Origin of the sequence: Cephaloticoccus capnophilus, assembly GCF_001580045.1 — a bacterium.
GTDB lineage: Bacteria > Verrucomicrobiota > Verrucomicrobiia > Opitutales > Opitutaceae > Cephaloticoccus > Cephaloticoccus capnophilus.
The window spans coordinates 1-25266 of sequence record NZ_LSZP01000004.1 but is presented as its reverse complement, the minus strand read 5'-3'; the positions used below and the strand labels follow the sequence as shown (position 1 = coordinate 25266).

At 61.2% G+C, this 25266-nt stretch carries 22 protein-coding genes; 5 read left to right on the top strand and 17 right to left on the bottom strand.

The genetic code is table 11. The annotated features are described in order from the left end of the window. Positions 1 to 54: 54 nt before the first annotated feature. From AXK12_RS00565 to AXK12_RS00545, 5 genes are all read right to left on the bottom strand, one after another. On the bottom strand, positions 55 to 627 hold the full coding sequence (locus AXK12_RS00565; protein ID WP_068710834.1) for a LysM peptidoglycan-binding domain-containing protein: 573 nt from the start codon (positions 625 to 627) through the stop codon (positions 55 to 57). A 189-nt stretch (positions 628 to 816) separates the two neighbouring features. Continuing rightward, a complete protein-coding gene (fmt, locus tag AXK12_RS00560) occupies positions 817 to 1800 on the bottom strand; it encodes a methionyl-tRNA formyltransferase (protein ID WP_231863461.1) in 984 nt (327 codons plus the stop codon). A 27-nt stretch (positions 1801 to 1827) separates the two neighbouring features. After that, positions 1828 to 3426 (bottom strand): ribosome biogenesis GTPase Der, encoded by a 1599-nt coding sequence (gene der, locus AXK12_RS00555; protein ID WP_068710833.1) that lies wholly within the window; start codon positions 3424 to 3426, stop codon positions 1828 to 1830. Further along, positions 3423 to 4631: a pyridoxal phosphate-dependent aminotransferase gene (locus AXK12_RS00550; RefSeq protein WP_068710832.1), complete on the bottom strand. Its 1209-nt coding sequence runs from the start codon at positions 4629 to 4631 to the stop codon at positions 3423 to 3425. Before AXK12_RS00550 ends, der begins: the two co-directional genes overlap by 4 nt. A gap of 52 nt (positions 4632 to 4683) precedes the next feature. Beyond that, entirely contained in the window at positions 4684 to 5250 is a 567-nt protein-coding gene (locus tag AXK12_RS00545; protein ID WP_068710831.1) for an Lrp/AsnC family transcriptional regulator, read from the bottom strand. A gap of 171 nt (positions 5251 to 5421) precedes the next feature. On the opposite strand from AXK12_RS00545, the gene ffh reads away from it, so the two are divergent. Next, positions 5422 to 6822: a signal recognition particle protein gene (gene ffh / locus AXK12_RS00540; protein ID WP_068710830.1), complete on the top strand. Its 1401-nt coding sequence runs from the start codon at positions 5422 to 5424 to the stop codon at positions 6820 to 6822. A gap of 109 nt (positions 6823 to 6931) precedes the next feature. On the opposite strand, the gene AXK12_RS00535 is transcribed toward ffh, so the two are convergent. Continuing rightward, positions 6932 to 7384, bottom strand: coding sequence for a GatB/YqeY domain-containing protein (locus AXK12_RS00535; protein WP_068710829.1), 453 nt, complete (start codon positions 7382 to 7384; stop codon positions 6932 to 6934). 67 nt (positions 7385 to 7451) lie between these two features. On the opposite strand from AXK12_RS00535, the gene AXK12_RS09475 reads away from it, so the two are divergent. Then, positions 7452 to 7979, top strand: coding sequence for a methylated-DNA--[protein]-cysteine S-methyltransferase (locus AXK12_RS09475; protein ID WP_068710828.1), 528 nt, complete (start codon positions 7452 to 7454; stop codon positions 7977 to 7979). Here the strand turns inward: AXK12_RS09475 and AXK12_RS00525 are convergent. From AXK12_RS00525 to ilvE, 10 genes are all read right to left on the bottom strand, one after another. Continuing rightward, entirely contained in the window at positions 7939 to 8640 is a 702-nt protein-coding gene (locus tag AXK12_RS00525; RefSeq protein WP_231863460.1) for a phosphoribosylanthranilate isomerase, read from the bottom strand. The genes AXK12_RS09475 and AXK12_RS00525 overlap by 41 nt on opposite strands. Continuing rightward, positions 8637 to 9749, bottom strand: a complete 1113-nt coding sequence (locus tag AXK12_RS00520; protein WP_068710870.1) for a DegT/DnrJ/EryC1/StrS family aminotransferase — start codon at positions 9747 to 9749, stop codon at positions 8637 to 8639. The genes AXK12_RS00525 and AXK12_RS00520 overlap by 4 nt, the downstream gene beginning before the upstream one ends. A 35-nt stretch (positions 9750 to 9784) precedes the next feature. Beyond that, a complete protein-coding gene (locus AXK12_RS00515; RefSeq protein WP_068710826.1) occupies positions 9785 to 10642 on the bottom strand; it encodes a uroporphyrinogen-III synthase in 858 nt (285 codons plus the stop codon). Further along, the gene (hemC, locus tag AXK12_RS00510) at positions 10639 to 11535 is read right to left on the bottom strand and encodes a hydroxymethylbilane synthase (RefSeq protein WP_068710825.1); all 897 of its coding nucleotides are present in this window, start codon (positions 11533 to 11535) and stop codon (positions 10639 to 10641) included. The genes AXK12_RS00515 and hemC overlap by 4 nt, the downstream gene beginning before the upstream one ends. A 270-nt stretch (positions 11536 to 11805) precedes the next feature. Then, complete coding sequence (ilvC, locus tag AXK12_RS00505; RefSeq protein ID WP_068710824.1) at positions 11806 to 12834, bottom strand: ketol-acid reductoisomerase; 1029 nt, start codon at positions 12832 to 12834, stop codon at positions 11806 to 11808. A gap of 148 nt (positions 12835 to 12982) precedes the next feature. Next, the gene (ilvN, locus tag AXK12_RS00500) at positions 12983 to 13453 is read right to left on the bottom strand and encodes an acetolactate synthase small subunit (protein ID WP_068710823.1); all 471 of its coding nucleotides are present in this window, start codon (positions 13451 to 13453) and stop codon (positions 12983 to 12985) included. Between the two features lie 264 nt (positions 13454 to 13717). Continuing rightward, positions 13718 to 16270: an ATP-dependent Clp protease ATP-binding subunit gene (locus AXK12_RS00495; protein WP_068710822.1), complete on the bottom strand. Its 2553-nt coding sequence runs from the start codon at positions 16268 to 16270 to the stop codon at positions 13718 to 13720. A gap of 92 nt (positions 16271 to 16362) precedes the next feature. Further along, positions 16363 to 17535 (bottom strand): protein arginine kinase, encoded by a 1173-nt coding sequence (locus AXK12_RS00490; protein ID WP_068710821.1) that lies wholly within the window; start codon positions 17533 to 17535, stop codon positions 16363 to 16365. After that, positions 17486 to 18037 carry a UvrB/UvrC motif-containing protein gene (locus AXK12_RS00485; protein WP_068710820.1) on the bottom strand — a complete coding sequence of 184 codons (552 nt, stop codon included), beginning with the start codon at positions 18035 to 18037 and terminating at the stop codon, positions 17486 to 17488. The genes AXK12_RS00490 and AXK12_RS00485 overlap by 50 nt, the downstream gene beginning before the upstream one ends. A 241-nt stretch (positions 18038 to 18278) precedes the next feature. Further along, the gene (gene ilvE, locus AXK12_RS00480) at positions 18279 to 19145 is read right to left on the bottom strand and encodes a branched-chain-amino-acid transaminase (protein WP_068710819.1); all 867 of its coding nucleotides are present in this window, start codon (positions 19143 to 19145) and stop codon (positions 18279 to 18281) included. A gap of 146 nt (positions 19146 to 19291) precedes the next feature. Between ilvE and AXK12_RS00475 the strand changes: the two genes are divergently transcribed. From AXK12_RS00475 to glnS, 3 genes are all read left to right on the top strand, one after another. Next, on the top strand, positions 19292 to 20074 hold the full coding sequence (locus tag AXK12_RS00475) for a type II secretion system protein (RefSeq protein WP_082782529.1): 783 nt from the start codon (positions 19292 to 19294) through the stop codon (positions 20072 to 20074). 200 nt (positions 20075 to 20274) lie between these two features. Then, on the top strand, positions 20275 to 22014 hold the full coding sequence (locus AXK12_RS00470) for a putative manganese-dependent inorganic diphosphatase (protein WP_068710818.1): 1740 nt from the start codon (positions 20275 to 20277) through the stop codon (positions 22012 to 22014). Between the two features lie 86 nt (positions 22015 to 22100). Next, entirely contained in the window at positions 22101 to 23993 is a 1893-nt protein-coding gene (gene glnS, locus AXK12_RS00465) for a glutamine--tRNA ligase (RefSeq protein ID WP_068710817.1), read from the top strand. A 260-nt stretch (positions 23994 to 24253) separates the two neighbouring features. Here glnS and AXK12_RS00460 read toward each other — a convergent pair. After that, on the bottom strand, positions 24254 to 25266 hold a 1013-nt coding region (locus AXK12_RS00460; protein WP_156468742.1), incomplete at its 5' end, for a PEP-CTERM sorting domain-containing protein.

The following is a 25266-nucleotide window of genomic DNA, read 5'->3' as shown; positions in this document are numbered from 1 at the left end:
TGTGCAGAAAAAACGATGGAGGAGATGGAGGGAAATAAGGCGAGGTAGCGGCACCTACTTCGGTTGAGGAATAAAGAGCGTCTGCCCAACTTGGAGCCGCGTCGGGTCGCCTATTTTATTGGCGTTAATGATGTCCCGCGCACGCGCTCCCGTCTTTTGCGCGATGGAGGAAATCGTATCGCCGCGCTGCACTGTGTAGCTCGTCCCTTGCTGCGAGTAATCGTCGCTAAAGCTTGTCTGCACGGCAGGCCGCTGTGCTTGGCCCTTAGCGAGCGAGTCGAGCGCGGCGTTCGTCTGTTTCGCCAGAGCCGAAATTTTCCGGTCAACCTCTTTAAGCACCTCCCCCTTGGAGCTCGAAGCAGCGGCCTTCACGATGCGGTTAAGGTCCGCCACTGCGTCGTTGAGCTGCGAGACGGTCGCGTAGCTTTGCGCCGCAGAATCGCTGCGGCTACGCAGCGTCGCATTTTCGCGCTCAAGCTGCTCCACGCGCAGCGTCAACTCGCCCACTCGCTGCACGAGCCCGCGCATGTCTTCGCGCAAATTGGCCAGTTCGTATTGGAGCGCATTGCCCTGCGCATGAGCACTGAGCCCGAGCGTGGAAAAAATCAAAAAGAGGCGAAGCAACATAACCCCCACAGCCTCTCCCAAATCTTTAGCCAAAAACAAGACTTAGCGATGCCCCACCGCTGGCAATTCATCTCGCGGACACCCTATAGCACGCAACGCGCCCTGCCCTACTCCGGCAGGGGCCGCTTTGGCGCGTGGTCAGGCTTGGCAGGCGAACCTACCAACGGGCCTTCGCCAAAATGGCCGCGATCACTGACCGCACACCGTGCCCGCTAAGATCGGGTTGCCGCGCAGGAAGTCGGCAGCGGGGAGCATTTGGCCGCCGGGGCGCTGTAGTCGCCTCACGCGCAAAATCCCCTCGCCCGTCGAAATCAAAAGCCCCTCCGCGTCTGCGCCGAGGACTGTGCCGGGGCCCGTAGCGTGCGCGGCGACACTCGCCACCGCACTCGGCGCAACATCGGCCAAACCGCACTTAATCGACTTCTCGCCAACCTGGAACGAGCAGGCTGGCCAGGGGAAAAGGCCGTTGATTCGCGCGGCGAGTTCGGCAGCGGGGCGCGTAAAGTCGAGGACGCCGTCGCTCTTTTCCAGCCGACGGCAAAAGGTCGCTCTAGCGTGGTCCTGTTCGTGAAAGACGAGCTCGCCTCTGGCCAACTTCGGCAAGTTTCGCGCAAGGAGCGGCACGCAGGCAGCAGCGAGTTTGGCTTCGACTTCGAGCGCGGTATCGAGCGGGGCGATTGGCACGCGCTCGACATCGGCCACCGCCCCCGCGTCGAGCTCGCGGACGATTCGCATGAGGCTAAGCCCTGTCTCCGTCTCACCATTCGCAACTGCCATCTGAATCGGCGAGGCTCCGCGATACGCGGGCAAAATTGAGGCGTGCAGGTTGAGCGTCCCGAGTCGTGGCGCAGCGATAAACTCGTCCCGCAAGATATGTCCGTAGGCCATAACAAGCGAGAGATCCGCCCGCAGCGAAGCCAGTGTATCGAGCGCAAACGTGTCGAGCGTCTCCGGTTGGTAAACGGGAAGTCCTCGCGCAAGTGCCCACTGTTTTATCGCATTGGCCGTGATTTTTTGGCCGCGCCCAACCGGGCGGTCCGGCTGCGTAAAGACGCCAACTATCTGCGCGACCGCAGGGCCTTCGGTGCTTTCCCAAAGCCAGTTGAGCAGCGGCAGTGCGATTGGGTCAGAGCCCAGAAATACGAGGCGGAGTGGAGCAGCAGCGGTCGTCACAGTGAGTTATCTCTGGCTGAGATCGGCCTAATCTTCGAGCGTCGTGTAGTCGCCTCCGAAATTGTCCGCCCCCAATTCAGCGGCTTCCGCGCTCCGCCACTTAGCCGGAGTCGGAGAGTGCGCCTCCGTGCCTGCCGAGTTTTTCCGTGAAGTGTAGGAGGCCCCGGGCGTGTGCTTTTCTTTGCCGACGAGGTCGAAGTAGACGGGGCAGCCTTCGAGTTTGAATTCGCGTATCACGCCCGACTCGAGGTAACGGCGGTAGCTCTCGGGGAGCCGGTCTTCGCGGTTACAAAAAATCCGAATGCGAAAGGGGCGGCGCCCCGTCTGCGTCGCATAATAAATCCGAAAGCGGCGGCTACCGACAACGGGCGGCGGCGTGCGCTCGGTGAGTTCCGCAAGCAGCCGGTTGAGGCGGCCCGTGGGGAGCTTTTTCTCTAAAGTGCGGTCGAGCTTCACCGCCGCGTTCATCATCCGGTCGAGCGCGAGTTCGCTATGCGCCGAAGCAAAAATGAGCGGCGCACCCGGCGTAAAAAACAAGCGCTCAAAAACGGCCCGCTCATACTTCTCGCGGTAATCTCGCTCACTCGCGAAGCCCTTTAAGCCCTCGGGCTTTTCAAAGGCGGCGTGCACGAGATCCCACTTATTAACGACGACGACGATGGGTTTGCGCTCCTTCACCGCCTCGCCCGCAATCGCCTTGTCCTGCTGGGTGACGCCTTCCAGCGCATCGAGCACGAGGAAGACCACGTCCGCACGCTGAATCGCATCGAGCGAGCGCAAGCGCGAAAAATACTCCACCGGCGCCGCGAGCTTGGTCGCCGCCTTGATGCCCGCCGTATCAATGAGGCTGAACGGGTAGCTGCGGCCATTGCGGCCCGTGAACGTAAAGGGCAACTCGACCGCGTCACGCGTCGTGCCGGGCATGTCGCTTACGATTAAGCGCTCGCTCGCGAGCAGCCGGTTGCTGAGCGAGGATTTCCCAACATTGGGCCGGCCGAGGAAGCAGAGCCGCAGGGGGCGCTTTTCTCGACTTTTATAAGGCTGGGGGGCCGCCTCCTCAGCGTTTTCAACTCCCGCGTCGTCCGCTTCCCCATCCGGCTCTGGTGCTGGCCCAAGTGCGTCTAAAATCGCCTCGCGCAGCCGCCCTTCGCCGTGCCCGTGCTCTGCCGAAACGCTGATCGGCTCGCCCAGCCCGAAGCGATACGCCTCGGCCAAATCGACACGCGCCTCATCGAAGTCTGCCTTGTTGACGACGAGCCGCACCTTTGCCTTTGCGCGGCGCAGTTTGCGCGCGATTTGCTCGTCGAGCGCAGTCGTGCCGCTAAGTCCATCGATGACGAAGAGAATCAGCCCCGCCGTATCGATGGCAAAGTCCACCTGTTGCTCCGCCGCTGCCGTGATCCGCTGCGGCGTATCACTCCCCGTGAGCCCGAGCCCACTCGTATCGAGCAACGTGTAGCGGCCCTCCTCGATCTCGGTCGAAATCACATCGCGCGTGATCCCCGCCTCATCGTGCACGATGGAAATACGCCGCCGCGCCAATCGGTTAAACAGGCGGCTTTTGCCCACATTGGGCCGGCCCACAATGGCGACGATACGGTTCTGTGTGCGTGCGTGGCTGCTCATCGGTTTCCTGTATCTGACTTCCCAAGTTGGGCCGCCACAAATCGCTCCATCCGGTCGCAAGCCTCAATGATTTGGTCGTAGGCGGTGGCGAAGCACGCGCGCACATGGCCGCGCCCGCCCTCGCCAAACGCCGTACCCGGGACGACCGCGACTTTCTCTTGTTTGAGCAACTCAGCGGCAAAGGTCCGCTCGTCGAGCCCAGTCGCCGTGATGTCGGGAAAGGTGTAAAATGAGCCGCGCGGCGAGTGGCATTTTAGGCCCATCTCGTTAAACCGACGCACGAGCAAATCGCGCCGCCGGTGGTATTGCTCACGCATCGCCTGCACGCTATCCCAGCCATGCGTGAGAGCTTCGATCGCTGCCTCCTGTGAGACGATGGAGACACACATCATTGAGTATTGGTGCACTTTCATCATCGCGTCGATGAGCGCCTCTGGCCCACACGCGTAGCCGATTCGCCAGCCTGTCATTGCAAAGGCTTTAGAAAATCCGTGCAGGAAAACCGTGCGCTCGGCCATCCCGGGCAGGCTCGCGATACTCGTGTGCTGGCCCTCGAAGGTGAGCTCCGAGTAAATCTCATCGCTGAAAACCAAGAGATCTTTCTCGCGGGCGAACTCGGCGATTTCGCTGAGCTGATCGCGCGTGCAGGTGCCGCCTGTCGGGTTGCAGGGCAAGTTGAGCATTAGGATTTTACAGCCCGGCTCCCACGCCGCACGGAGCGCCTCCGCGGTCAGAGCGAAGTTATCCTTCGCGTAGGTCGGCACCGCGATTCCCTGCGCGTGCACGAGCGCGATGCTGGGATGGTACGACACGTAGCACGGCGAGTGATACAGCACCTTATCGCCCGGGTTGCAAAACGCGCGGAAGGCCAAGTCCAGCGCCTCGCTCACACCCACCGTTACGAGCACTTGGTCTTCGGGCCGATACGAGACGCCGAAATGCCCGGCCACGTAATCCGAAATCGCGCGGCGCAACTCCAGCATCCCTAGATTCGAGGTGTAGTGAGTCTTTCCCTTTTCGAGCGCGTAAATGGCCGCCTCGCGGATGTGCCACGGCGTGACAAAGTCCGGCTCGCCCACACCGAGCGAAATCACGTCTTGGCCCTTCATCTTGGCGACGAGTTCAAAAAAATCGCGAATCCCGCTCCTCGGCAGTCCAGCAATGTGCGCCGCTACCCAACGTTGTTGCGCTGTGTCATTACTCATGGGGGTCATCTCAGTATTTCGTTTTGTAATAGTTAGCGGACTACGCAGAGCATTACGGGGCGATGCTCAGCCGCTCCGCCTCACCCTGATCAGGGTCGAGGACGAAGCCTTGGTCCTTGTAGCAACGCAGTTGGAAATGCGTAGACGTGGAGAGCACGCCAGAGATCGTCGAAAGTTTTTCGGAGACGAAGCCCGCGACCTTCTGCATCGACTGCCCCTTTACAAAAACGAGCAGGTCGTAGCCGCCCGACATTAGGAAGCACGACTCCACCTCATCGAAGAGGCTTATCCGCTTCGCCAGCCGGTTAAACCCGCCCCCGCGCTCCGGCGTTAGCCGCACTTCGATCACCGCGCGCACCGTACCTTGCGCAACGGCTGCGCCGCCCTCACCTGCCGAGGCGCTGCCGCTAGCCGCACTCACACGCGCCCAGTCCAGCACAGGTCGCCAACCGAGAAAAACGCCCTGCGTTTTAAGCTCATCGAACTGCGCCTTAACCTCCGCCTCCGAAAGCCCAGCGAGCTGCGCCAACTGTGCGACCGAGCCCAGCGCGCTGGTCGCCGCCGAAGCAGCGACTCCGCCACCGCTGCTCTCCATCAAAAGCTTAAGAACAGGATTCATAGGGAAAGCGCACACTGTGTGCCGCCCCCGCTTCGCGAATCCACACTATTATATGACGCCGCAGTGAAATATGAGGCGTAGCTACTGCGCATCGAGCCACCGCAGTGCGGGAAGCGGCGTTGGGTTCTTGCATGCTGTCGCGCCAGCGTGAATGGATGTGCGACTAGCACCATGTTTGAATCCCTTACTGACAAACTCGGCTCCGCCCTCCGCAACCTTCGTGGCGTAGGCCGCCTCACCGAGGCCAACATGGCCGACGCCCTCAAAGAAGTCCGCACGGCACTCCTTGCCGCCGACGTGCACTTCAAGGTTGCCCGCGATTTTATCGACCGCGTCCAAAGCGCCTGCATCGGCCAAGACGTCCTCAAGTCCGTCACCCCCGGCCAGCAAATCGTCAAAATCATCCACGACGAACTCAGCGCCCTCCTTGGCGAAGGCACCACCGCGCTCTCCGACCACCGCCCGCTGCGCCTCATGATGGTCGGCCTCCACGGTTCGGGCAAAACCACCTCCACCGCCAAACTCGGCCGGCTACTCAAAAAACGCGGCTACTCGCCCCTCCTCGTGGCCTGCGATATCTACCGCCCCGCTGCCATCGACCAACTCGAAATCCTCGCCGCCCAAGAAGGACTCGGGTTTTACGCCGACCGCCACTCGCGCGACGTCTCCGCAATCGGCAAGGCCGCACTCGACGCCGCCAAAGCAGGCAACCACGACGCCCTCCTCTTCGACACCGCCGGACGCCTCCAAATCGACACCGACCTCATCGAGGAAATCAAGCTGCTGCGCACCCGCATCCAGCCCGATGAAGTCCTCCTCGTAGCCGATGGCGCCCTCGGCCAAGAAGCCGTCAACGTCGCCCGCGCCTTTCACGACGCCGTCTCCCTGACCGGCCTCATCCTCACCAAACTCGACGGCGACGCGCGCGGCGGTGCCGCCCTCTCCATCAAGGCAATCACCGGCGTCCCGATCAAATTTGCCGGCACCGGCGAAAAGACCGACGCCTTCGAACCCTTCCACCCCGACCGCCTCGCCTCCCGCATCCTCGGCATGGGCGACGTCGTCTCACTCGTCGAGCGCGCCCAAGAAACCATCGACCAAAAAGAAGCCGAGCGCATGGCCGAGAAGCTGCGCAAAGCCGACTTCGACCTCGACGATTTCCTCGCCCAAATGCAGCAGCTCAAAAAAATGGGCCCCATGCAGGGCCTGCTCAAAATGATCCCCGGCATGAGCGGCGTCGCCCTCCCCGACAACGCCGACAAACAAATGAGCCGCACCGAGGCCATCATCCAATCGATGACACGCCAAGAACGCCAAAAGCCCCAAATCCTTAACGGCAGCCGCCGCCAACGCATCGCCAACGGCGCAGGTGTCAAAATCGTCGAGGTCAACCAACTCCTGAAACAGTTCCAGCAAATGCAGAAAATGATGCGGATGATGAAAGGCGGCGGCTCGCGCAAAATGATGCGCCAAATGCAACAAGCCATGCAGGCAAATGGCGGCATGGGCGGAGCCGGTGCAGCGGGCGCGAGCGGCGGACTCGGTGGACTCGGCGGCGGCTTCCTCCAGTGAGCGTTTCACGCTGCGCACGGGCAGCGGCATAGGCGCCGCGTGCTGCCCACGCGAGCGCAGCGGCGGCGGTGCTGTTTTATTTTGGCTGCGGTCACTGACCGCCCTGCCTTCAGCCGAGCCGAGCTTGGATGAGTTTGCTGGCGGTGCCGAAGTCGATTGAGCCTGCGTCTGCGTGTTGTTTGAGTGCGGCCACCACTCGGCCCATGTCGCGCTTCGCCGTAGCCCCGGTCGCCGCGATCGCATCGACTACGAGTGCCTCCAGCTTTTCTAGAGAAAGCGACTGCGGCAGGTATTTCGATAAAAGTGCGATTTCGGCATCATTGGCAGCGACGAGGTCAGCGCGTCCCGCTTTTAGAAAATCCTCCCGCGCGTCGCTCAAGTTTTTGACCGCCTTGCGCAAGGTCGCCAGCACGAGCGCGTCGTCGATTGCCAGATTGCCGTCGAGCTCGGCGCGCTTAATCGCCGCATCGGCAGTGCGCAGCGCAGTGGTCGTCACCGAGTCGCGCGCCTTCATGGCAGTGATGATGTCCGCACGCAATTGGTCGTAAAGTTTTGAGCTCATCGGCACCCACTGTGCCACTGCGACCGGCCTTGTCGAGAGGTCGATCGGCACACAGCTTCCGCACACTATGCCCCGCCAATCTCCCCTGCCTCCCCCACTCTTCCTAGAAACCTTCGCCACGCCAATCGGCCCATTCTCAATCGCGACCGATACAAGCGGCGCAATCCACGCCACCGCTTTCGGCGAGGAAACTGCGCTGCGCAAGCGCCTACCCGCCGCAGCGAAGCCCGCAGGCAGCGCGTTCAAAACGCCCACTCGCCGCAGCGAAGCCCGTAAGCAGGTCGAAGAGTATTTTAGGCAAAAACGCCACCGCTTCGACCTAGCGCTCGCCGCGCGCGGCACCGCATTTCAGCAGCGCGTTTGGGCCGCGCTGCGCGAAATCCCTTTCGGCGAGACTACGAGTTACGGCGCACTCGCCGCACAACTTGGCAGCCCGAAAGCCGCACGCGGCGTCGGCTCGGCCAATGCAGCCAACCCGATTTGCCTCATCGTCCCCTGCCACCGAGTGATCGCCGCAAACGGCACGCTCGGCGGCTTCGCCTTTGGCCTCGAAATCAAGCAAGCGCTGCTCGCGCACGAGCAAGCTCGGCCGTAAATCGCTCCAGCTTGCGCAAATCCTTAACCCCCGGCGCAGCCTCGACGCCGCTATTCACATCGACGAAGCGCGCGCCGCTCGCTCGCACCGCCTCGCCGATATTATCGGGCCCGAGCCCACCGGCCAAAATCCATTGCTGCGTAGGATAGCGCACACGGTGCCGGGCAAACTTCGCCCAGTCGCCCACCTCTCCCGTGCCACCAAATTTATCGGGCGAAAAGGTATCGAGCATCACTGCCGCGCAGAGCGGAAACCACGCCTCCGGCACGTCCTCGCCTGGTGGCAGTTTGGGCGCGAGCCAGAGCCGCTCCCCACGCAACGCCGTCGACCAGTGACGCAGCAGCGCAGGCTCCACCGTGTGCCGAAAGTGCACTTGGAAAAAGTCAAAGCCTGCCTCCAGCATTTCGCCCAACAACTCCTCATCGGGCTCGACTACGACCGCGACTTTCTTCTGCGGTGGCAGGGCGGGCCGCATCTCAAAAAAACGCTCGGGCGACACGAAGCGCGGACTGCGCCGGTGCAGGATGAAGCCCAGGTAATCGGCCCCGCACTGCTCGGCGTAACGCGCGTCGCGCAGCGAAGTTAGCCCGCACACTTTTAGGCGAAATCGTTCCTGCAATCGCTCTTCCCTACCTGCCGACATTTCCCCTGATAAAGTCATCGGGCGGCAGGGTTGAAAGCGTTAACGCTCGCTATGACATGCTCGACCTGCGCATCCGTCAGCTCGGGAAAGATCGGCAAACTCAAGCACTGCTCGGCGACTTGCTCGGCAACCGGAAAACTCCCCTTCGCGTAGCCGAGATCGGCGTAGCACTTTTGGAGATGTAGCGGCAGCGGGTAAATCAAGTCCGTGCCCACGCCACAGGCGGTCAAGTGCTCGCGCAGCGCGTCTCGCTGAGGATGCGTCAGCGTAAATTGGTGCAAGACGCTCTCACCGTAATCGGCAGCGATTGTCGGCAAGGCCGCCTCGCGCAGCCGAATGCCCGCCGCGTAGTGCCGTGCGATTTCACGCCGCCGAGCCGTCCATTGGCGAAGTCGCGGCAGCTTGATATTGAGGACTGCGGCCTGAAAGCCATCCATCCGCCAATTCCCGCCCAGGATCTCGTGCGCGTAGCGGCGCGGCGAGCCATGCACACGCATCAGCCGAGCGCGGGCAAAGCGTTTTTCGTCGCGAGCAACGAGCATCCCTGCTTCGCCGCAGGCGCCGAGGTTTTTGGTCGGGTAAAAGCTAAAGGTGCCCACGTCGCCCAAAAGCCCGACCGGCGTCCCCCGATACTGCGCGCCGACTGCTTGGGCGCAGTCTTCGATAACGAAGAGCCCATGCTTACGCGCCACAGCCATAATCTCGTCCATCCGCGCAGGCAGTCCGAACAGGTGCACTACGACGATTCCCTTTGTACGCGGCGTAATCGCCGCTTCGAGCTTCGCGGGATCTAGGTTGTAGGTCTCCGGCTCGATGTCCGCAAAGACAGGCCGCGCACCGGTGTAACTAATCCCCCACGCCGAGGAAATAAACGTAAACGGCGTCGTAATCACTTCGTCGCCCGGGCCGAAGCCCGCCATGAGGCAGGCCATGTGCAGCGGCGCAGTGCCACTGTTTAGGCCCAGCGCAGCCGGATAGCCGAGTGTTTGGGAAAAGCCGCGCTCAAAGTCGTCGACGTCCTGCCCGAGGCAAAAGCGCGTCGCATCATAAGTCGCTGCGAGCGCGGCCAGTGCCTCCGTGCGAATCGCTTGGTGTTGAAGACTGAGGTCGAGGAAAGGGACTTTCATCAAAAACGGTAAAATTTGGGCCGCGCCCACACGGGTTAGTTCCCGAGTTTTTCGGTAAGTGCGTCAACCAAGCTATCGAGACTCGGCTCACGCGCCTCGAAGGCGAGCGGCAGTCCGCGCTGCAGAAGCGTCTGCGTAGTGAGTTCTCCGATACTGCCAAACAAGGGCGGCTTCGCCCCATCGGCAAGCCTTAGGCTGGCCGCTTGGTCAGCGTAAGAAGTCACCGCCGAAGAGCTGGCAAAGAGCACGCAGTCGGCCCCGCGTGCGCGAAAGTCGGCAATCGCAGAGTCCGTGCCCGCCGCAGCACTGCCGTGCGCGACCTCATCGCTCGCAAGCTGAACCTGCTCGGTTTTGTAAACTTGGAGTCGGTCGACTATGGCCCGCGCCGCTTCGAGCTTCTGCACGAGTTCGTCGCGGTTTAGGTTTCCGGTAATGACGAGCACCTTCGCGTTATCGAGACTGCCGGTTTCGATCAGTGCCTCGGCGAGTGCGCCGCCGGTCGCGCGCTTAGGCTTACACTCGACCTTTAGCCGCAGGGCCTCGATTTCGCGCGCCGTGCCCGCGCCAATCGCCGCAAAACGCAACAGCCCGAGCGAGCGAATGTCGTCGAAGATCCTAAAAAACTCTTGGAAGAAATAGCGGACGCCATTGGCACTGGTGAACACGATCCAGTCGTAGCTGCCGAACTCGAGAAGCACGTCCGCGAGCTCCTGCTTGTCGATAGACTGGCTGATTTTTATCAGCGGCAGCTCTAGGACTTCGGCTCCGAGCGCGGCGAGTTTGGCGGAGAGTTCGCCCGCTTGCTCGCGCGCACGAGTGATAGCGATCCGGCGGCCCGCGAGGGGTTTAGCTTTGGTGTTACGATGGGGAGTGCTGCGAGAGGACGAACTCATGAGAGAAGGCCGAGCGTGTTAAGGATGCGTTTGGCGGTATCTGCGGGGGCATGGACTTCCGCTTCGCTCAGCGGAAAACGACGAAGCCCTGTTTTTTCGTGAAAGAGGTGGAGCGTGTCGCCCGCTGCGTGCGCCGCAAACGCCGTGTGGCAGCCGCCACCGAGTGCGGCTTGAAAGGCACGCTCGACACGCACGGCGCAAGCCGTTCCAGGGTCGAGGATCGGCGCATAGTGCGCGGCATCCTCGATGCGCGTTTGCACGGCAATCGCGCCCTGCCCCACCGCCGGAACCATTTCAGTAAAGGCGAGCGGGCGAAACTCTAGGCCCGGCCAAATCGCAATGCCGAGTCGGGCGAGTCCTGCCGCCGCAAGGACAGTGCCTTCGGCGCCACCCGCTTGGTTTTCGGCAAGCTTTGATAAACGCGTTTCCACGTTGCCACGGATTTCGCAAAAGGTCGCATCGGGGAAGAGCAGCGCGAGTTGACCGCGACGGCGCGGACTGCTCGTCGCGAGGGCCAAAGGGCCGTTTGCTTGGCGCGGACGAGCTGGGCCCTGTCCACAGCTCAATTTAGCCTCGCTTCTGAACACGAGCACATCACGCGGGTCCGCGCGCGGCAGATAGCCGGCGATGATGAGTTGGGGCGAGGTGTGGCCGGGCAGGTCTTTGGTGCTGTGCACGGCGAGGTCGGCCTCGCCGTCGATTACTGCTTGTTCAAGCTCCGTAGTGAAAAGCCCCTTACCGCCTTGTTTTTCGAGCGACCACTGGGCTTGCCTGTCTCCAGTCGTCGTCATCGGCAGTAGCTCAACGCTCGCCCCAAGCTTCTCGCGAAGCCGCGACGCGACGAGTTCGGCTTGGGCGAGGGCCAACGGGCTTTTGCGAGTGGCGAGGATCAAAGGCCCGTTCTTTCTGTGCGGCGTCGTTGCCGCCGCGTCACCGGAAGAAGCAAGCGAATCGGGAAAATGAGAAACAGAGGTCACGGCAGCGCGAGTTGGATGCTTACTTGTGCGAAAAAATCCCTTTCAGAAAAACAAGAATCGGCATCAGTAGCGCGTAGGGGAGCGCGCTGCCGATGCCGATTCAGTCTGTCTCTGAAGCCATGCGTCAAACCGGAGATGGGGTGCTTCTCCGGAGCTGAACGCGCGACTCACAGTAATGAGATAAGCTTACGCGTAGGAGGCTTGTGCGCCTTTGATGTTTTTCTTGCTCATCCAAGGCATCATACCGCGCAGGTAAGCACCGGTCTTCTCGATTTGGTGCTTCTCTCCGGCTTTGAGTAGCGCGCTGTAGTTTTTCAGGCCGCCTTTGTGCTCCTTAACCCACTCTTTGGTGAATTTGCCGGTTTGGATCTCCTTAAGGATCTTCTTCATCTCGGCCTTCGTCTGTTTGTTAACGATGCGTGGGCCGCGCGTAATGTCGCCATACTTGGCGGTCTCCGAGATCGAGAAGCGCATGCCAGCAATGCCGGACTCATACATGAGGTCGCAGATGAGTTTGAGCTCATGCAGACACTCGAAGTAGGCCATCTCGGGTTGATAACCGGCCTCGACGAGCGTCTCGAAGCCCGCTTGCACGAGGGCCGACGCACCGCCGCAGAGGACGGCTTGCTCGCCAAAGAGGTCCGTCTCGGTCTCTTCCTTAAAGGTGGTTTGGAGGACGCCCGCGCGGGTCGAGCCGATGCCTTTTGCCCAAGCAAGGGCGGTCTTTTTCGCGTCGCGCGAGCTGCCCGGTGCCACGGCGATGAGGGCGGGCATGCCCTTCCCCTCGACGTAGAGGCGGCGCACGATGTGGCCGGGGCCTTTGGGGGCGACCATGATGACATCCACGCCCTTCGGCACGGTGATGAGGTCGAAGTGGATCGCGAGGCCGTGCGAGAAAAGGAGGGTCTTGCCCTTGGCGAGGTTGGGCGCGATGTCGGACTCATAAACGTCGGCCTGCACCATGTCGGGCAGCGCAATCATGATGACGTCGGCCTTGGTGACCGCCTCAGCGGTGTCGTAGACCTTAAACCCATGCTCCTCGGCGACGCTGCGCGATTTGCTCCCGGCGTAGAGGCCGATGATGACCTTGCAGCCGCTCTCCTTGAGGTTGAGCGCGTGCGCGTGGCCTTGGGAACCGTAGCCGATAACGGCGAGGGTTTTGTTTTTAAGCACGCCTAGGTCGGCGTCTTTGTCAGTGTAGATTTTAGCAGGCATGATGAGAGAGACAGGGATTGGATGAGGAACGAGGAACTAACGAGAAATAATAAATTAACGCGCGCGAGTGCATCGGTCGCGCACCGGGCAGTGATGAGATAGCATAGCGGTGAGTGGTATCGCGGCAGCGGCGCGCAGTGGAAGCGCGTCAGCGTTTGAGCGCGAGGCGGCCCGTGCGCGCGAGTTCGAGGATGCCAAACGGGTCGAGCAAGTTGAGGAAGGCACTCACCTTTTCGTCATCGCCAGTGCACTCGATGACGAGGTCGTCATGCGACATATTCACGATTTTGGCGCGGAATATGTCCTTGATTTGCAAAATCTCGGAGCGCGTACGCGCGTCGGCACGGACTTTTACGAGCACGAGTTCGCGCGTGACCGCCGAGCCCTCGGCGAAGTCGGTGACCTCAACGACGTTGACCAGTTTGCGCAGCTGTTTGATGCACAGTTCGAGAGCGTGGTCATCGCCCTTGAGCGTCGCGGTGATTCGCGAGAAGGCCGCTTCGTGCGTGGGGGCGACATTGAGCGAGTCGATGTTAAACCCGCGTCCCGAAAACATGCCGGCGACGCGCGCAAGGACGCCAAATTTATTTTCAACGAGGGCAGAAATCGTATGCCGCATGGGCTGCTGCTGTTCGGACTGCTGTTCTACATTCATGGTGTGAGTCACTCGGGGAAAGCCCAGAGGGCTCTAAACTAGGAAGCGCCCAGCGAATGCGCCCACCCGCCCGCTACGCAATCCTCAAATCGCCTGCCACAGGTAGTCCGACTAGAACGCTGTCCACCCGTAAGGTTTCGCCCACGACACGCCTGACCAAAGCGGGCTCTCCGTGCAGGAGAGCCCTTCGTCGCAAGCGCGGGCGGTTTTACTTTGCAGCGGGCCGCTTCACCGCGCGAGTTCGGGGTCGGCGGGGGCAGCGGGTTTTGCACCGCGGGGCTTTCGTTTTGCGGCGGATTTGAAGATGAGTTTCTCGCCGTCGCGGTCGACCCGCACGGAGTCGCCGTCCTTTATCTCGCCTTTCAAAATCGCCTCTGCGAGCGGATCTTCCAGCGAGTTCTCAATCGCGCGGCGCAGCGGGCGCGCCCCGTATTTTTCGTCGTAGCCCTTGTCGATGAGGAGCTCTTTCGCGGGCTTAGTGAACTCAATCGTAATCGCGCGAGGGGCGAGGCGTTTGCCAAATTTCTCCAACTCGATGTCCACGATTTTCACGAGGTCAGTTTTTTCCAGCGGGCGGAAAAAGATGATGTCGGAGATGCGGTTGAGGAACTCGGGCTTAAAAACGCGCTTGGACTCTTCTATGACTTTCTCGCGCATTTTATCCGCGTCGTTGGGGTTCGCGGCGGCGGCGGCAAAGCCCATCGAGGTCTGCCGTTGGAGGAGTGCCGCCCCAATGTTCGAGGTCATGATGATGATCGTGTTGCGAAAATCCACAGTGCGGCCGAGCGAGTCGGTGAGGCGACCTTCCTCGAGGATTTGCAGGAGGATTTGAATGACGTCGGGGTGCGCTTTCTCGATTTCGTCGAAGAGAACGACCGAGTAGGGGCGGCGGCGGACGGCTTCGGTGAGTTGGCCGCCTTCGTCGTAGCCGACGTAGCCGGGAGGGGAGCCGACGAGCCGCGAGACGGCAAATTTCTCCATGTATTCGGACATGTCGACTTGGATGATCGCGTCTTGGTTGCCGAACATTTGCACGGCGACTTGCTTGGCGGTCTCGGTTTTGCCAACGCCGGTCGGTCCGACAAAGAGGAAGGAGCCAATGGGGCGGCGTGGGTCTTTGAGGTCGACGCGGGAGCGGCGTAGTGCGCGGGCAATTGCCGAGGCGGCAAGGTCTTGGCCGACGACGACTTTTTGAATCTCCGCCTCAATGGAGAGGAGTTGTTTGGTCTCTTTTTGCTCCATGCGGGTAAGCGGGATCCCCGTCCAAGTGGAGACGACCTCCATCATGAGGTCTTCGTCGATAGTGACGCGCTGCTCGTCGCGCTCTTTGCGCCAAGTGGCGGTGATTTCGTCGAGCTGGGTGCGAAGCTGCTTCTCCTCGTCGCGATATTTGGCGGCTTCCTCGAAGAGCTGGCCGGTGATGGCTTTTTCTTTTTCCGCGCAGACGGCCTCAATTTTCGCGTTGAGTTCTTCGATGTTGGGCGGGCGAACCATCGAGTTAATGCGGGCACGGGCTCCCGCTTCGTCCATAATGTCGATCGCTTTATCCGGCAGAAAGCGGCCTGTGATGTAGCGCTCGGAGAGCTTGGCGGCGGCTTCGAGCGCGGCGTCCGTAAAGACCGCTTTGTGGTGGTCTTCGTATTTGCTGCGAATGCCTTTGAGGATGGTTATGGTGTCCTCGACGCTGGGTGGCTCGACTTTTACGCTCTGGAAACGACGGTCGAGCGCGGCGTCTTTTTCGATGTATTTGCGGTATTCGTTTAGTGTGGTCGCGCCGACGCACTGGAGTTCGCCGCGAGAGAGTGCGGGTTTAAAGATGTTGGAGGCGTCCATCGCGCCTTCCGCGCCACCTGCGCCGACGATGGTGTGCAGCTCGTCGATGAAGAGGATGATGTTTTTGGCGCGGCGAATCTCGTCCATCACGGCTTTGATGCGCTCCTCGAATTGCCCGCGGTATTTCGTGCCGGCGACCATGAGCGCGAGGTCGAGGGTAATGACGCGTTTCTCGGAGAGGATGTCGGGGACTGCGCCGATGGCGATTTCTTGGGCGAGTCCCTCAGCGATTGCGGTTTTGCCCACGCCTGCCTCGCCGATGAGGACGGGGTTGTTTTTGGTGCGGCGGCAAAGGATTTGGACAACGCGGCGAATCTCGTTTTGGCGGCCCACGACGGGGTCCAGTTCGCCTTTGCGGGCAATCTCGGTGAGGTCGCGGCCAAAGGCTCTGAGCGCGGGCGTCTTCACGGTGTTGTTGCGCGGGTCGTCGCCCGGGCCCCCGGCGGCCGCCATCGAGGGGCCGTCCGCGTTGTCTCCCGCCCCGTCGCCGGAAAATTGCGGGTCGAGTTCCTTGAGGATTTCTTGGCGGGTGCGCTCGATGTCGATGTCGAGTTCCTTAAGAACACGAGACGCGACGCCTTCCCCCTCTCGCAAGAGGCCAAGCAGCAGGTGCTCGGTGCCGATATAGGAATGCTTGAGGGTCTTCGCCTCCTTGGCCGCCAGCGCGAGGACTTTGCGAACGCGCGGCGTGTAGGGGATGGGGTTGGGCGCGCCCTCGCCTGGGCCGGTGCCGACCTGTTTCTCTATTTCGGCGCGCACGCTTTCGAGGTTGATGCCCATCTTTTGGAGCACGCTCACGGCGACGCCTTCGTCGAGGCTGATGAGTCCGAGCAGGACGTGCTCGGTGCCCACGTAGTTGTGCTTGTAGCGGGCGGCCTCCTGCTTGGACATGGCGAGGACTTGCTGGGCGCGCGGGGTGAAGTTGTTCGTCGGGTCTTGTTGGGACATGGCGGCGTTTTTTTGAGTAAAGGGTTGATTAGCTGGGGGAGCTGGGCCCGTGCTTGGGTTGCGAGAAACGCGGCGGTGAGGGCGGCGTTTTTCTAAAGGGTTTCGGGCTCGGGCGTGGGCTGGTCGGACGAGGGAAGCGGCGCACTGAAAGCGGGAGCGGCGACCTTGGCAAACTCTGCGCGAAGGAGAGCCGCGCGGAGCAGGTCGCGCTGCTGCGGGTCGAGCTCGCCTTTGCGGGCGCGTTGGAGGTGGCCGGGCTGCGTCTCCATAAAAAGGCGATCGATGCGCGAGCGTTCGGTCGCGGGGAAATTGCCCAAGTCGACGCCGAGCCGAAGCAGCGAGAGCAGGTTCATGGCCTCGGAGGAGTTGAGCAGGTGGCTATTGCGCAAGATACCGTAGGCGCGGCCAATCTTGTCGAAGAGCGTGCTGGCGTCGCTTTCGAGGAGGCGGGCGCGGGCGTTGCGTTCGTGGCCGCCAATCGTGCTGAGGACGCTGGAGAGGCGGCTAAGGATGTCGGTCTCAGACTCGCCAAGCGTGGTCTGGTTGGAAATTTGGAAAATACTGCCGCTAGCCTCCGAGCCTTCGCCAAAAAGCCCGCGCACGACCATCCCGAGCTGGTTTACGGCGCGGACGATTTTTTCCATTTGCCCGCTGATGACGAGGCCGGGCAGGTGCATCATAGCCGAGGCGCGCATGCCGGTGCCCAGATTCGTCGGGCAAGCGGTCAGATAGCCGCGCTCTTGCGAAAACGCGTAGTTGAGGTGCTCTTCGAGCGCGGTGTCGAGGTCGTTGATCGCGCTCCAGGCTTTGGCAAGTTGGAAGCCCGGGCGCAGAGATTGGATGCGCAAGTGGTCCTCCTCGTTAATCATTACCGAGAGGGATTGGTCAGCACTGATGACCACACCTGCACTGGCCTTTGTGTCGCTGAGCTCGCGGCTGATGAGGTGCCGCTCGACCAAGATTTGTTTTTCGAGGTCGCCAAGCTCGGCAACGCTAAGGCTGAGCCCGCGCCGCATCGGGGACACGGCGTTGAGCGCGGCGCGGCAAGTCTCGTAGGCGTCCTCGCGCTGCTCGGCCCCCGCCCAGCCCGGGAAGGGCGTTGCGGCGAGGTTTCGCGCGAGGCGGATGCGCGTCATGAGCACGACGGACTCGCTGCTCGCGAGGTCGGTCGCGAGTTCGGAGGGCGCGTCGAGGAGCGTCTCAAGCGTGAGCGGCTTAACGCGGCGGCTCTTGCCCGAAGGCCTGTTTGACTTCGTTGATTTCATCGCGGCAGCGGGCGGCGTCTTCGTACCGCTCGGTTTTAATGGCTTCGCTGAGGGCATCGTTGAGTTCGTTTAGGCGACGGTGCAGGTTTTGGCGGGCGAGCGCACGTTGCGGGGCTTTGCCGAGGTGGGCGGTGCCTTTGTGCATCTTTTCGAGCATGCCCTCAATGTGCGGCTCAAAGGTCTCGTAGCAATCGGGACAACCGAGGTGCCCCGTCTTCTTAAACTCGACCTCCGTATAGCCGCACTTTTCGCAACGCAGAATGGCGGGCGACGGGGCAAAGGGATGAGTGAGCGCGGCGGCGGCGCCCTCGCTCGTGCTGGCGTTAGCAAGCGACGCTCCGAGAAGGAGATCCGAAAGCGAAAGGCCGGTCGGATCAGTGACGCCCTTGGCCTTGGCGCACTCCTCGCACAGGTCCACCTTGTGAACTTTGCTGTTCACGATCTGCGTCAAGTGCACAGTGGCGGGCTTTTCGCAAAGATCACATTTGAGAGGGTTAGCCATAGGGAGAAGGAGCGCGTTATACCGCCTAAGCTGCCAAGATGTAACAATCTAGCAAGCGCACATAGCCAGGTAATCCCGCGCCAATGTCGCCCGTTGGGCACAGCAGGCCGCGACAGAGTGGCACAGGAGTTATAAGTGTAACTCGAGCTGCGTCGCCTCCCTGTTCGGCCTAGCAGTCCGAGTAAAACCAAAGACGCGCCGCAACGCGCGACGCGCCCAAATGCCCGAAGTGGCTCAGCGCTTAAATACGCGTCCCCTCGACGAGCACACGGCGACGGAAAGACGCCAACACATCGCGCGTAATCGGCCCGGGCCGCCCGTCGCCGATCCGCCGCCCGTCGAGCGCGATCACCGGCACGACCTCCGCACCCGAGCCAGTAAGGAAGCACTCGTCAGCACACCACACGTCGTAGCGCGTCATGTTTGCATCGCGCAGCGGCACGCCCAGCTCGGCAGCGATATCGAGCACCGCATCGCGTGTGATGCCCTTGAGCGCACCTTGGCTCGTGGCGGGCGTGATGAGTTCGCCCTTGTGCACGATAAAGATGTTATCCGCCGTGCACTCGGCGACGTAGCCCTGCTCGTTGAGCATAATCGCCTCCAACGCGCCAAACTGCTTGGCCTCAATCTTGCCCAAAATATTGTTCAGGTAGTTGAGCGACTTAACCGTCGCGGGGAGTGCCCCGGGGGCGATACGGCGTGTGGGCACGGTGACGATTGCTAGCCCGTTATCGTAGTACTCTTGAGGATACAGGGAGATCTTGCTGGCGATAACGAAAACCGAGGGCTTTGGGCAAGTCCACGGGGCCAGCCCGAGGTCGCCAATGCCGCGCGTAACGACTAGCCGGATATACGCATCGGTGAGCTCGTTTTGCCGACATGTCTCGCAAACGATTTCGCTGAGCTCGGCCCGCGTATGCGGGATATCGAGCATGACGGCGCGCGCCGAGTATTCGAGCCGCTCCAGGTGCTCCTCTAGTCGAAACACATTCCCTCCGTACAGGCGGATGCCCTCGAACACGCCATCCCCATAAAGCAAACCATGATCGAAAACGGAGATTTTGGCATCAGCAGAATCCACAAACTGCCCATCGAGGTAAATTTTCATAAGTCAGCAAAAGGAGGCGGGACGCTAGGGCGCGGCGCAACGCTTTGTCGAGTCCGCTAAGTGCACGATGGCACACATTCGTTTCTTTAATGCGCATTTGCGTAAAATGCCTCTCGGGCGACGTTGCGCGGCACCCCCTGTTCCCCATGATTGACGCACCCAAATCCCCCCAAAGTAACGCGGCGAAAAACGCCGAAAAACAGCCTGCCGCCTCGTCCGCGACCGCGGGCTTTACGCTCATTGAGCTACTCACCGTGATCGCGATCATCGGCATCTTGGCCGCAATCATCATCCCCACCGTCAACGGCGTACGCGCGCGCGCCCAACGCTCGGTTGATGGCAGCAACCTGCGCCAAGTCATCCAAGCCGCCCTCACCTACGCAGCGGATAATAACGACCGATTACCCAACCCCGATGTGCCCGGGCTGCTCTCCGCAACTGAGAACGTCTTCCTATGGCCCGGGCTCCTCGCGCGCGCCGGTTCGCTCAACGAGCCGAGCATGTACTTCTCGCAAGTCGACCCCGCCTTCGATGGCACAATGCCGCCCACCATCCTCAACCCGCAAAACCGCAACCTCGTCGACGCTGCCTTTAGCACCGGGCGCGAGCTGAGTTGGGAATTCGTAGGCGGCTTGCGAATGAGTGACCCGGCAACCACGCCAGTGGCCTTTACTCGCGGACTCTTGCCCACCGGATCCTGGGATCCGGCAAACGGCGTTTACGGCGACACGGGCGGCTACGTCGTCTTCCTCGGCGGAAACGTAGAGTTCTTCTCCGACACCGCCTCGGCCAAGTTTATCAACACGCAGACCGGCCAGCGCACCGACAACCTCTTGGAAGCCCTCCCTCGCCGCCCGGGAATAAAAGTCTGGGCGACCAGTCGCGGTGGCATCGGCCTACCCAGCGGCACGCCCGCGCCTTCTTCGTAATCACTCAGTCGTAGTTTCAATATAGATACATAAAAATGAGCACGGCAGGCCGTGCAGTAAATCTCATGTGCCCGGCCCGCGGCAAACGGCCCGCAGCAAAATTTCAGCGCGCGACTTAATTCTCACCCGCAATTGAGCTTCCCGTATCCCGCTAACGTGGCATGCGTTATGCCCGCCTCCTCCCTGTACACAACACACCCATGTCCCCTGCCACTCCTGCCCCTGCCGCACCAACCAACTCTCGGGAAATCACCTACGTCATCGGGCACAAGAACCCCGATGCCGACGCTATTTGTGCGGCGATCGCTTATACGGCGTTTAAGGAACAACGCGGCGAGCCAAACTTCGTCGCCGCCCGCTGTGGCAATTCCAACGTCCGAATCGATACCATCCTACATCGCTTCAACCAGCCGCTCCCTCTCTACTTGAGCGACGTGTTCCCGCGCGTGCACGACCTCATGACTAGCGACGTCGTCCACATAAGCGACGACGCGACGTGCTTCGAAGCGCTCGAAGTCTTCGAGCGGCGCGGCGTGAGTGTGCTGCCCATCACCGACAAAGACCGCAAAATTCTCGGCAGCCTCTCCCTCGCGCAAATGGGCGGCTTCTTCGTCCCGCACACCCAAGACCCGCGCCGGATGCGCGAGGTGCACACCAGCCTTAGCCGCATCGTCCGCTCGCTCTCGGCGACCATCCTCACCGCCACCGACATTGACCGGCTCGAAACCCTCTACGTCCACATTGCGGCAATGGACATCGCCAGCTTTTGGAAAATGTCCGAGCGCGAGAATATCCCCGCCTCCCAATCCATCACAATCGTCGGCGACCGAAAAAACGTGCAGCTCCGCGCCATCGAGATCGGCAGCCGCGCGCTCATCGTTAGCGGAGGCCGCGCCGTCGATCCCGAAGTCGTCGCCCTCGCTACCGAGCGCGGAACATGCATCCTCTCCAGCCCACACGACACCGCCACCACCGCTTGGATTGTCCGCACTGCCTCGACCCTAGAACGGATTATCGACCGCGATTTTAAAACCCTCAGTGCCGACCTGCCGCTCACCCTCGCGCGTAAACAGTTCAGCCCGCACTCCTCGCACGCGCTCCTCGTCGCCGATGCAAACGGCACGCTCCAAGGCATTCTCACCAAAAGCGACCTACTGCGCCCCGTGGGTAAACGCCTCGTCCTCGTCGACCACAACGAAATGACGCAAGCCGTCCCCGGTGCCGACCAAGCCCGCATCGTCGAAATCATCGACCACCACCGACTCGGCCCCATCAATACCCAGCAGCCCATCCTCTTCATCAACGAGCCCGTCGGCTCCACCTGCACCATCGTCGCCGACCTCTACCGCCGCGAAGGGCTCACCCCCACGCCCGACCTCGCCGGCATCATGATGTCCGGACTCATCACCGACACGCTCCTCCTCAAAGGCCCGACCGCCACTGCCAAAGATGCCGAAATCCTCCGCTGGCTCTCGGGCATCGCCGCCGTGGATCCCAACCAGCTCGCGGACCAAATCTTTAGTTCCGGCTCGGTCATTCTCGGCAACCCCGCGAAGCAAGTCGTCCGCGCCGACTTTAAAATCTACACCGAGGAAGGCGTCCGCTTCTCCGTTTCTCAAGTCGAGGAACTCGGCTTCCGCAACTTCTGGAAGCACGCCACCGCAATCGAACAAGCCCTGCAAGACCTGCGCGACACCGAAGCCCTCGCCTTTGCCTGCCTGCTCGTCACCGACATCAACACACAAAACTCCGTCCTCCTCGTCAAAGGCGACCCCAGCGTCATCAGCCGCATCACCTACCCCCATGTAAAAAACGAGGAAAGCTTTGAGCTCCCCGGCATCGTCAGTCGCAAAAAGCAACTCATCCCCTACCTCGGCAGCCTGCTCCGGGAAATGGCCGATGACGACGAGCTCCCCGCAAACCCCGCCCCACACAGGTAAGCCAAGCGTCCGCAACGCACTCCGGCCCAAAAGACGGAACAAGCAGCAGGCTGCGGCACACTCCCAGCAAACCCATACTTTAACGAATGATCACTCCAACCGACACTGGCTTAGAAAGCGACAGCTCAGCAGCGACACCTGCGCCAGCCGCGGCGGCGACAAGTGCGTCAGCCTTGGCGGCTGACGCCGCCCTGCGCACCTCCCCCACCGATTTCATCCGCGACATCGTCGCCGCCCACGTCGCGGAAAACCGTTATCCGCAAATCGTCACCCGCTTCCCTCCCGAGCCCAACGGCTACCTGCACCTCGGCCACGCCCGCGCCATTTGCCTAAACTTCGGCATCGCCCGCGAAAACGCCGGCCGCTGCCACCTACGCTTCGACGACACCAACCCTGCCAAAGAAGACGCCCACTACGTCGCCGCCATCACCCGCGACATCCGCTGGCTTATCCACGACTGGGCCGACGCCCAGCTCACCTTTAAGCCACGCGGTGCAGGCCCCGCCGCCCACCGCAGCGCCGACGGCCACCCCGACCACCTCGTCCCCCACGCCCCCGCCGACGCGCCCGACACCGAGCCCTACGCCGCCAGCGACTACTTCGACGCCCTCTACGACTACGCCCTCGAACTCATCCGCCGTGGCAAAGCCTACGTCTGCGACCTCAGCCCCGAAGACACCGAGCGCTATCGCGGCACGCCCACCACTCCCGGCCAAAACAGCCCCTACCGCGACCGCTCAGTTGAGGAAAACCTAGACCTCTTCGCCCGCATGCGAGCAGGCGAGTTCCCCGACGGCGCGCGCACCCTCCGCGCCAAAATCGACATGGCCTCGCCCAACCTCTGGCTGCGCGACCCGCTCCTCTACCGCATCCGCCACATCACCCACCACAACACCGCCGACCGCTGGTGCATCTATCCGCTCTACGACTACGCGCACTGCCTCAGCGACTACCTCGAAGGCGTCACCCACAGCTGTTGCTCGCTCGAATTCGTCGCCCACCGCCCCCTCTACGACTGGGTGCTCGACTCCCTCGACCTCCCTCGACCGCGCCCTTACCAATACGAATTCGCAAAGCTCATCCCCAGCTACACCCTCATGAGTAAGCGCAACCTCCTGCGCCTCGTGAAGGAACGCGCCGTAAACGGCTGGGACGACCCACGCATGCCCACGCTCGCCGGTCTGCGCCGCCGCGGCATCCCCGCCGCCGCACTCCGCCGCTTCGTCATCGAGACCGGCATCACCACCCACGACGGCGGCCTCACCGACATCGCCCTCTTCGAACACACCCTCCGCGACGAACTCAACAAAACCGCCCCCCGTCGCCTCGCCGTCCTGCACCCGCTCAAACTCATCCTAACCAACCTCCCCGAAGGCGAAGTAATCCCCTGCCAAGCGACCAACGACCCGCAAAACGACGCGCCCAGCACCCGCACTGTCTCCCTCACCCGCGAAGTCTTCATCGAGCGCGATGACTTTGCCGAAGTCCCCCCGCCCAAATTCCACCGCCTAAAACCCGGCGGCGAAGTCCGGCTAAAATACGCCTGCATCATCACCCTCGACGAAATCGTAAAAGACCCCGCAACCGGCGCAGTGACCGAACTGCGCGCGACCGCCCAACTCGACACCCGCGCGGGCCAGCCCAACTCCAACAAAAAAGTAAAAGGCACCATCCACTGGGTCAGCGCGCCCGAATCGATCGAAGCCGAAGTCCGGCTCTACGAACGGCTCTTCACCGTGCCCGAACCCGCCGCCGAAGACGATTTCCTAAAAGTCCTCAACCCGCACTCACTTGAAACCGTTTACGGTGCCCGCCTAGAACCCGCACTTGCCAGCGCCCAGCCCAACGAACCCGTCCAGTTCGAGCGCCTCGGCTACTTCACCCTCGACGTCGCCGAAAACGAAGACGCCGCAGCAGACGGCGACGCTCGCCTCATCTTCAACCGCACCATCACCCTGCGCGACACTTGGGCCAAATAGTGAAGAACTCCGCCCCTGTGGTCGGAGCTTCTCCTCCACAAGCTAGGGGAGCCTTCGGCTCCATATGACGATGACCTCGCTTGACCTCGCCGTGAACGGCGAGGCCTGCGCTTTGGCGCGTGGTCGGACACGAAAACCCGCTCCCCCTTTTGTTCTGCAAGCGGCCCCAACGACGCGTTTAATCGGCAGCCTTCATCACGCGCGGACAAGTGCGCCGAGCTCCGGGAAAAGCAATCGGCTATTCCACGCAAAGCCCTAAACTAAGGCCCCACTTGGCTGCGCCGTTTTCGGCGGGCCCTCCACGCCGAAAGCCCGAGCCCAAGCGCACCGAAAATCGCTCCGTACGTGCTTGGCTCCGGCGTTCCGCTGATCTGCCAATAATCCTTGTCATAAGACTCCAAATGCGTCCTCCCCGGCAGCCAGCCTCGGAAGTGAATTTTCCCCATCAGCGCATCGAGATCTTCCTTATTCATTGTCTTCTTCACCAAAAAGAAGTCCCGCCCCGGTGCCCACTCATTGACCTCGATACGTGCCTTATCCTCAATCACTAGCTCGTCAATATACAGGTAACGTTTATGGGAATGTGTCCCCCCACTTCCGAAAGAAACTACTCCCCTACTACCAGAAACGGTCAGGCGATGAAACTTATTCCTTATTTCTTTTTTTTCGACAGAATGGTAAAGTGTGGCATTCTTTAGCGTTACATTCGACGTAAAGCGCAGCTGCTGGCTCGCATCAAAGCGCAACACTGCCCCGCTACTCACAAAAACATTCCCCAAAACCGCAATCGCTCCATTCGTTTTCCCCAAGGCCAGATAATTGCTTCCACCGGAAACCTCCACATTTCCAGTAAACGTATTATTCTGATTTCCCTGTAAATAAACGATGGCAGTCCCCTCATGCTTCCCACTCATCCGAAGCCCCATCTTCCCTGAAATAACCGACTCTATTCTGAGCCCATAGTGTACTCTCTTCCCGGGAGGAACCACTCCCGTAGTGTCCACATGAGCGACAATATCTAAAAACTTCTGGTTAGACGTTAGTTGCCCAGGCCCACGAATCTCAGACCACTTGCCATTATAAATATGAATCCCCCCAGCATCAATCGTCGCAACCCCACTATCTATATAAAGACGTGCTCCTGAGCTTGAAGGATTAAATTTCACTCCTCCTACAAAACCATTGTTAATATGTTCCTCACCAGAGATATTCAAAACTGCACCATAAGTGCTACCTAACTTATCTTTATAAGTAATCTCCGGCTGGGGGGGGG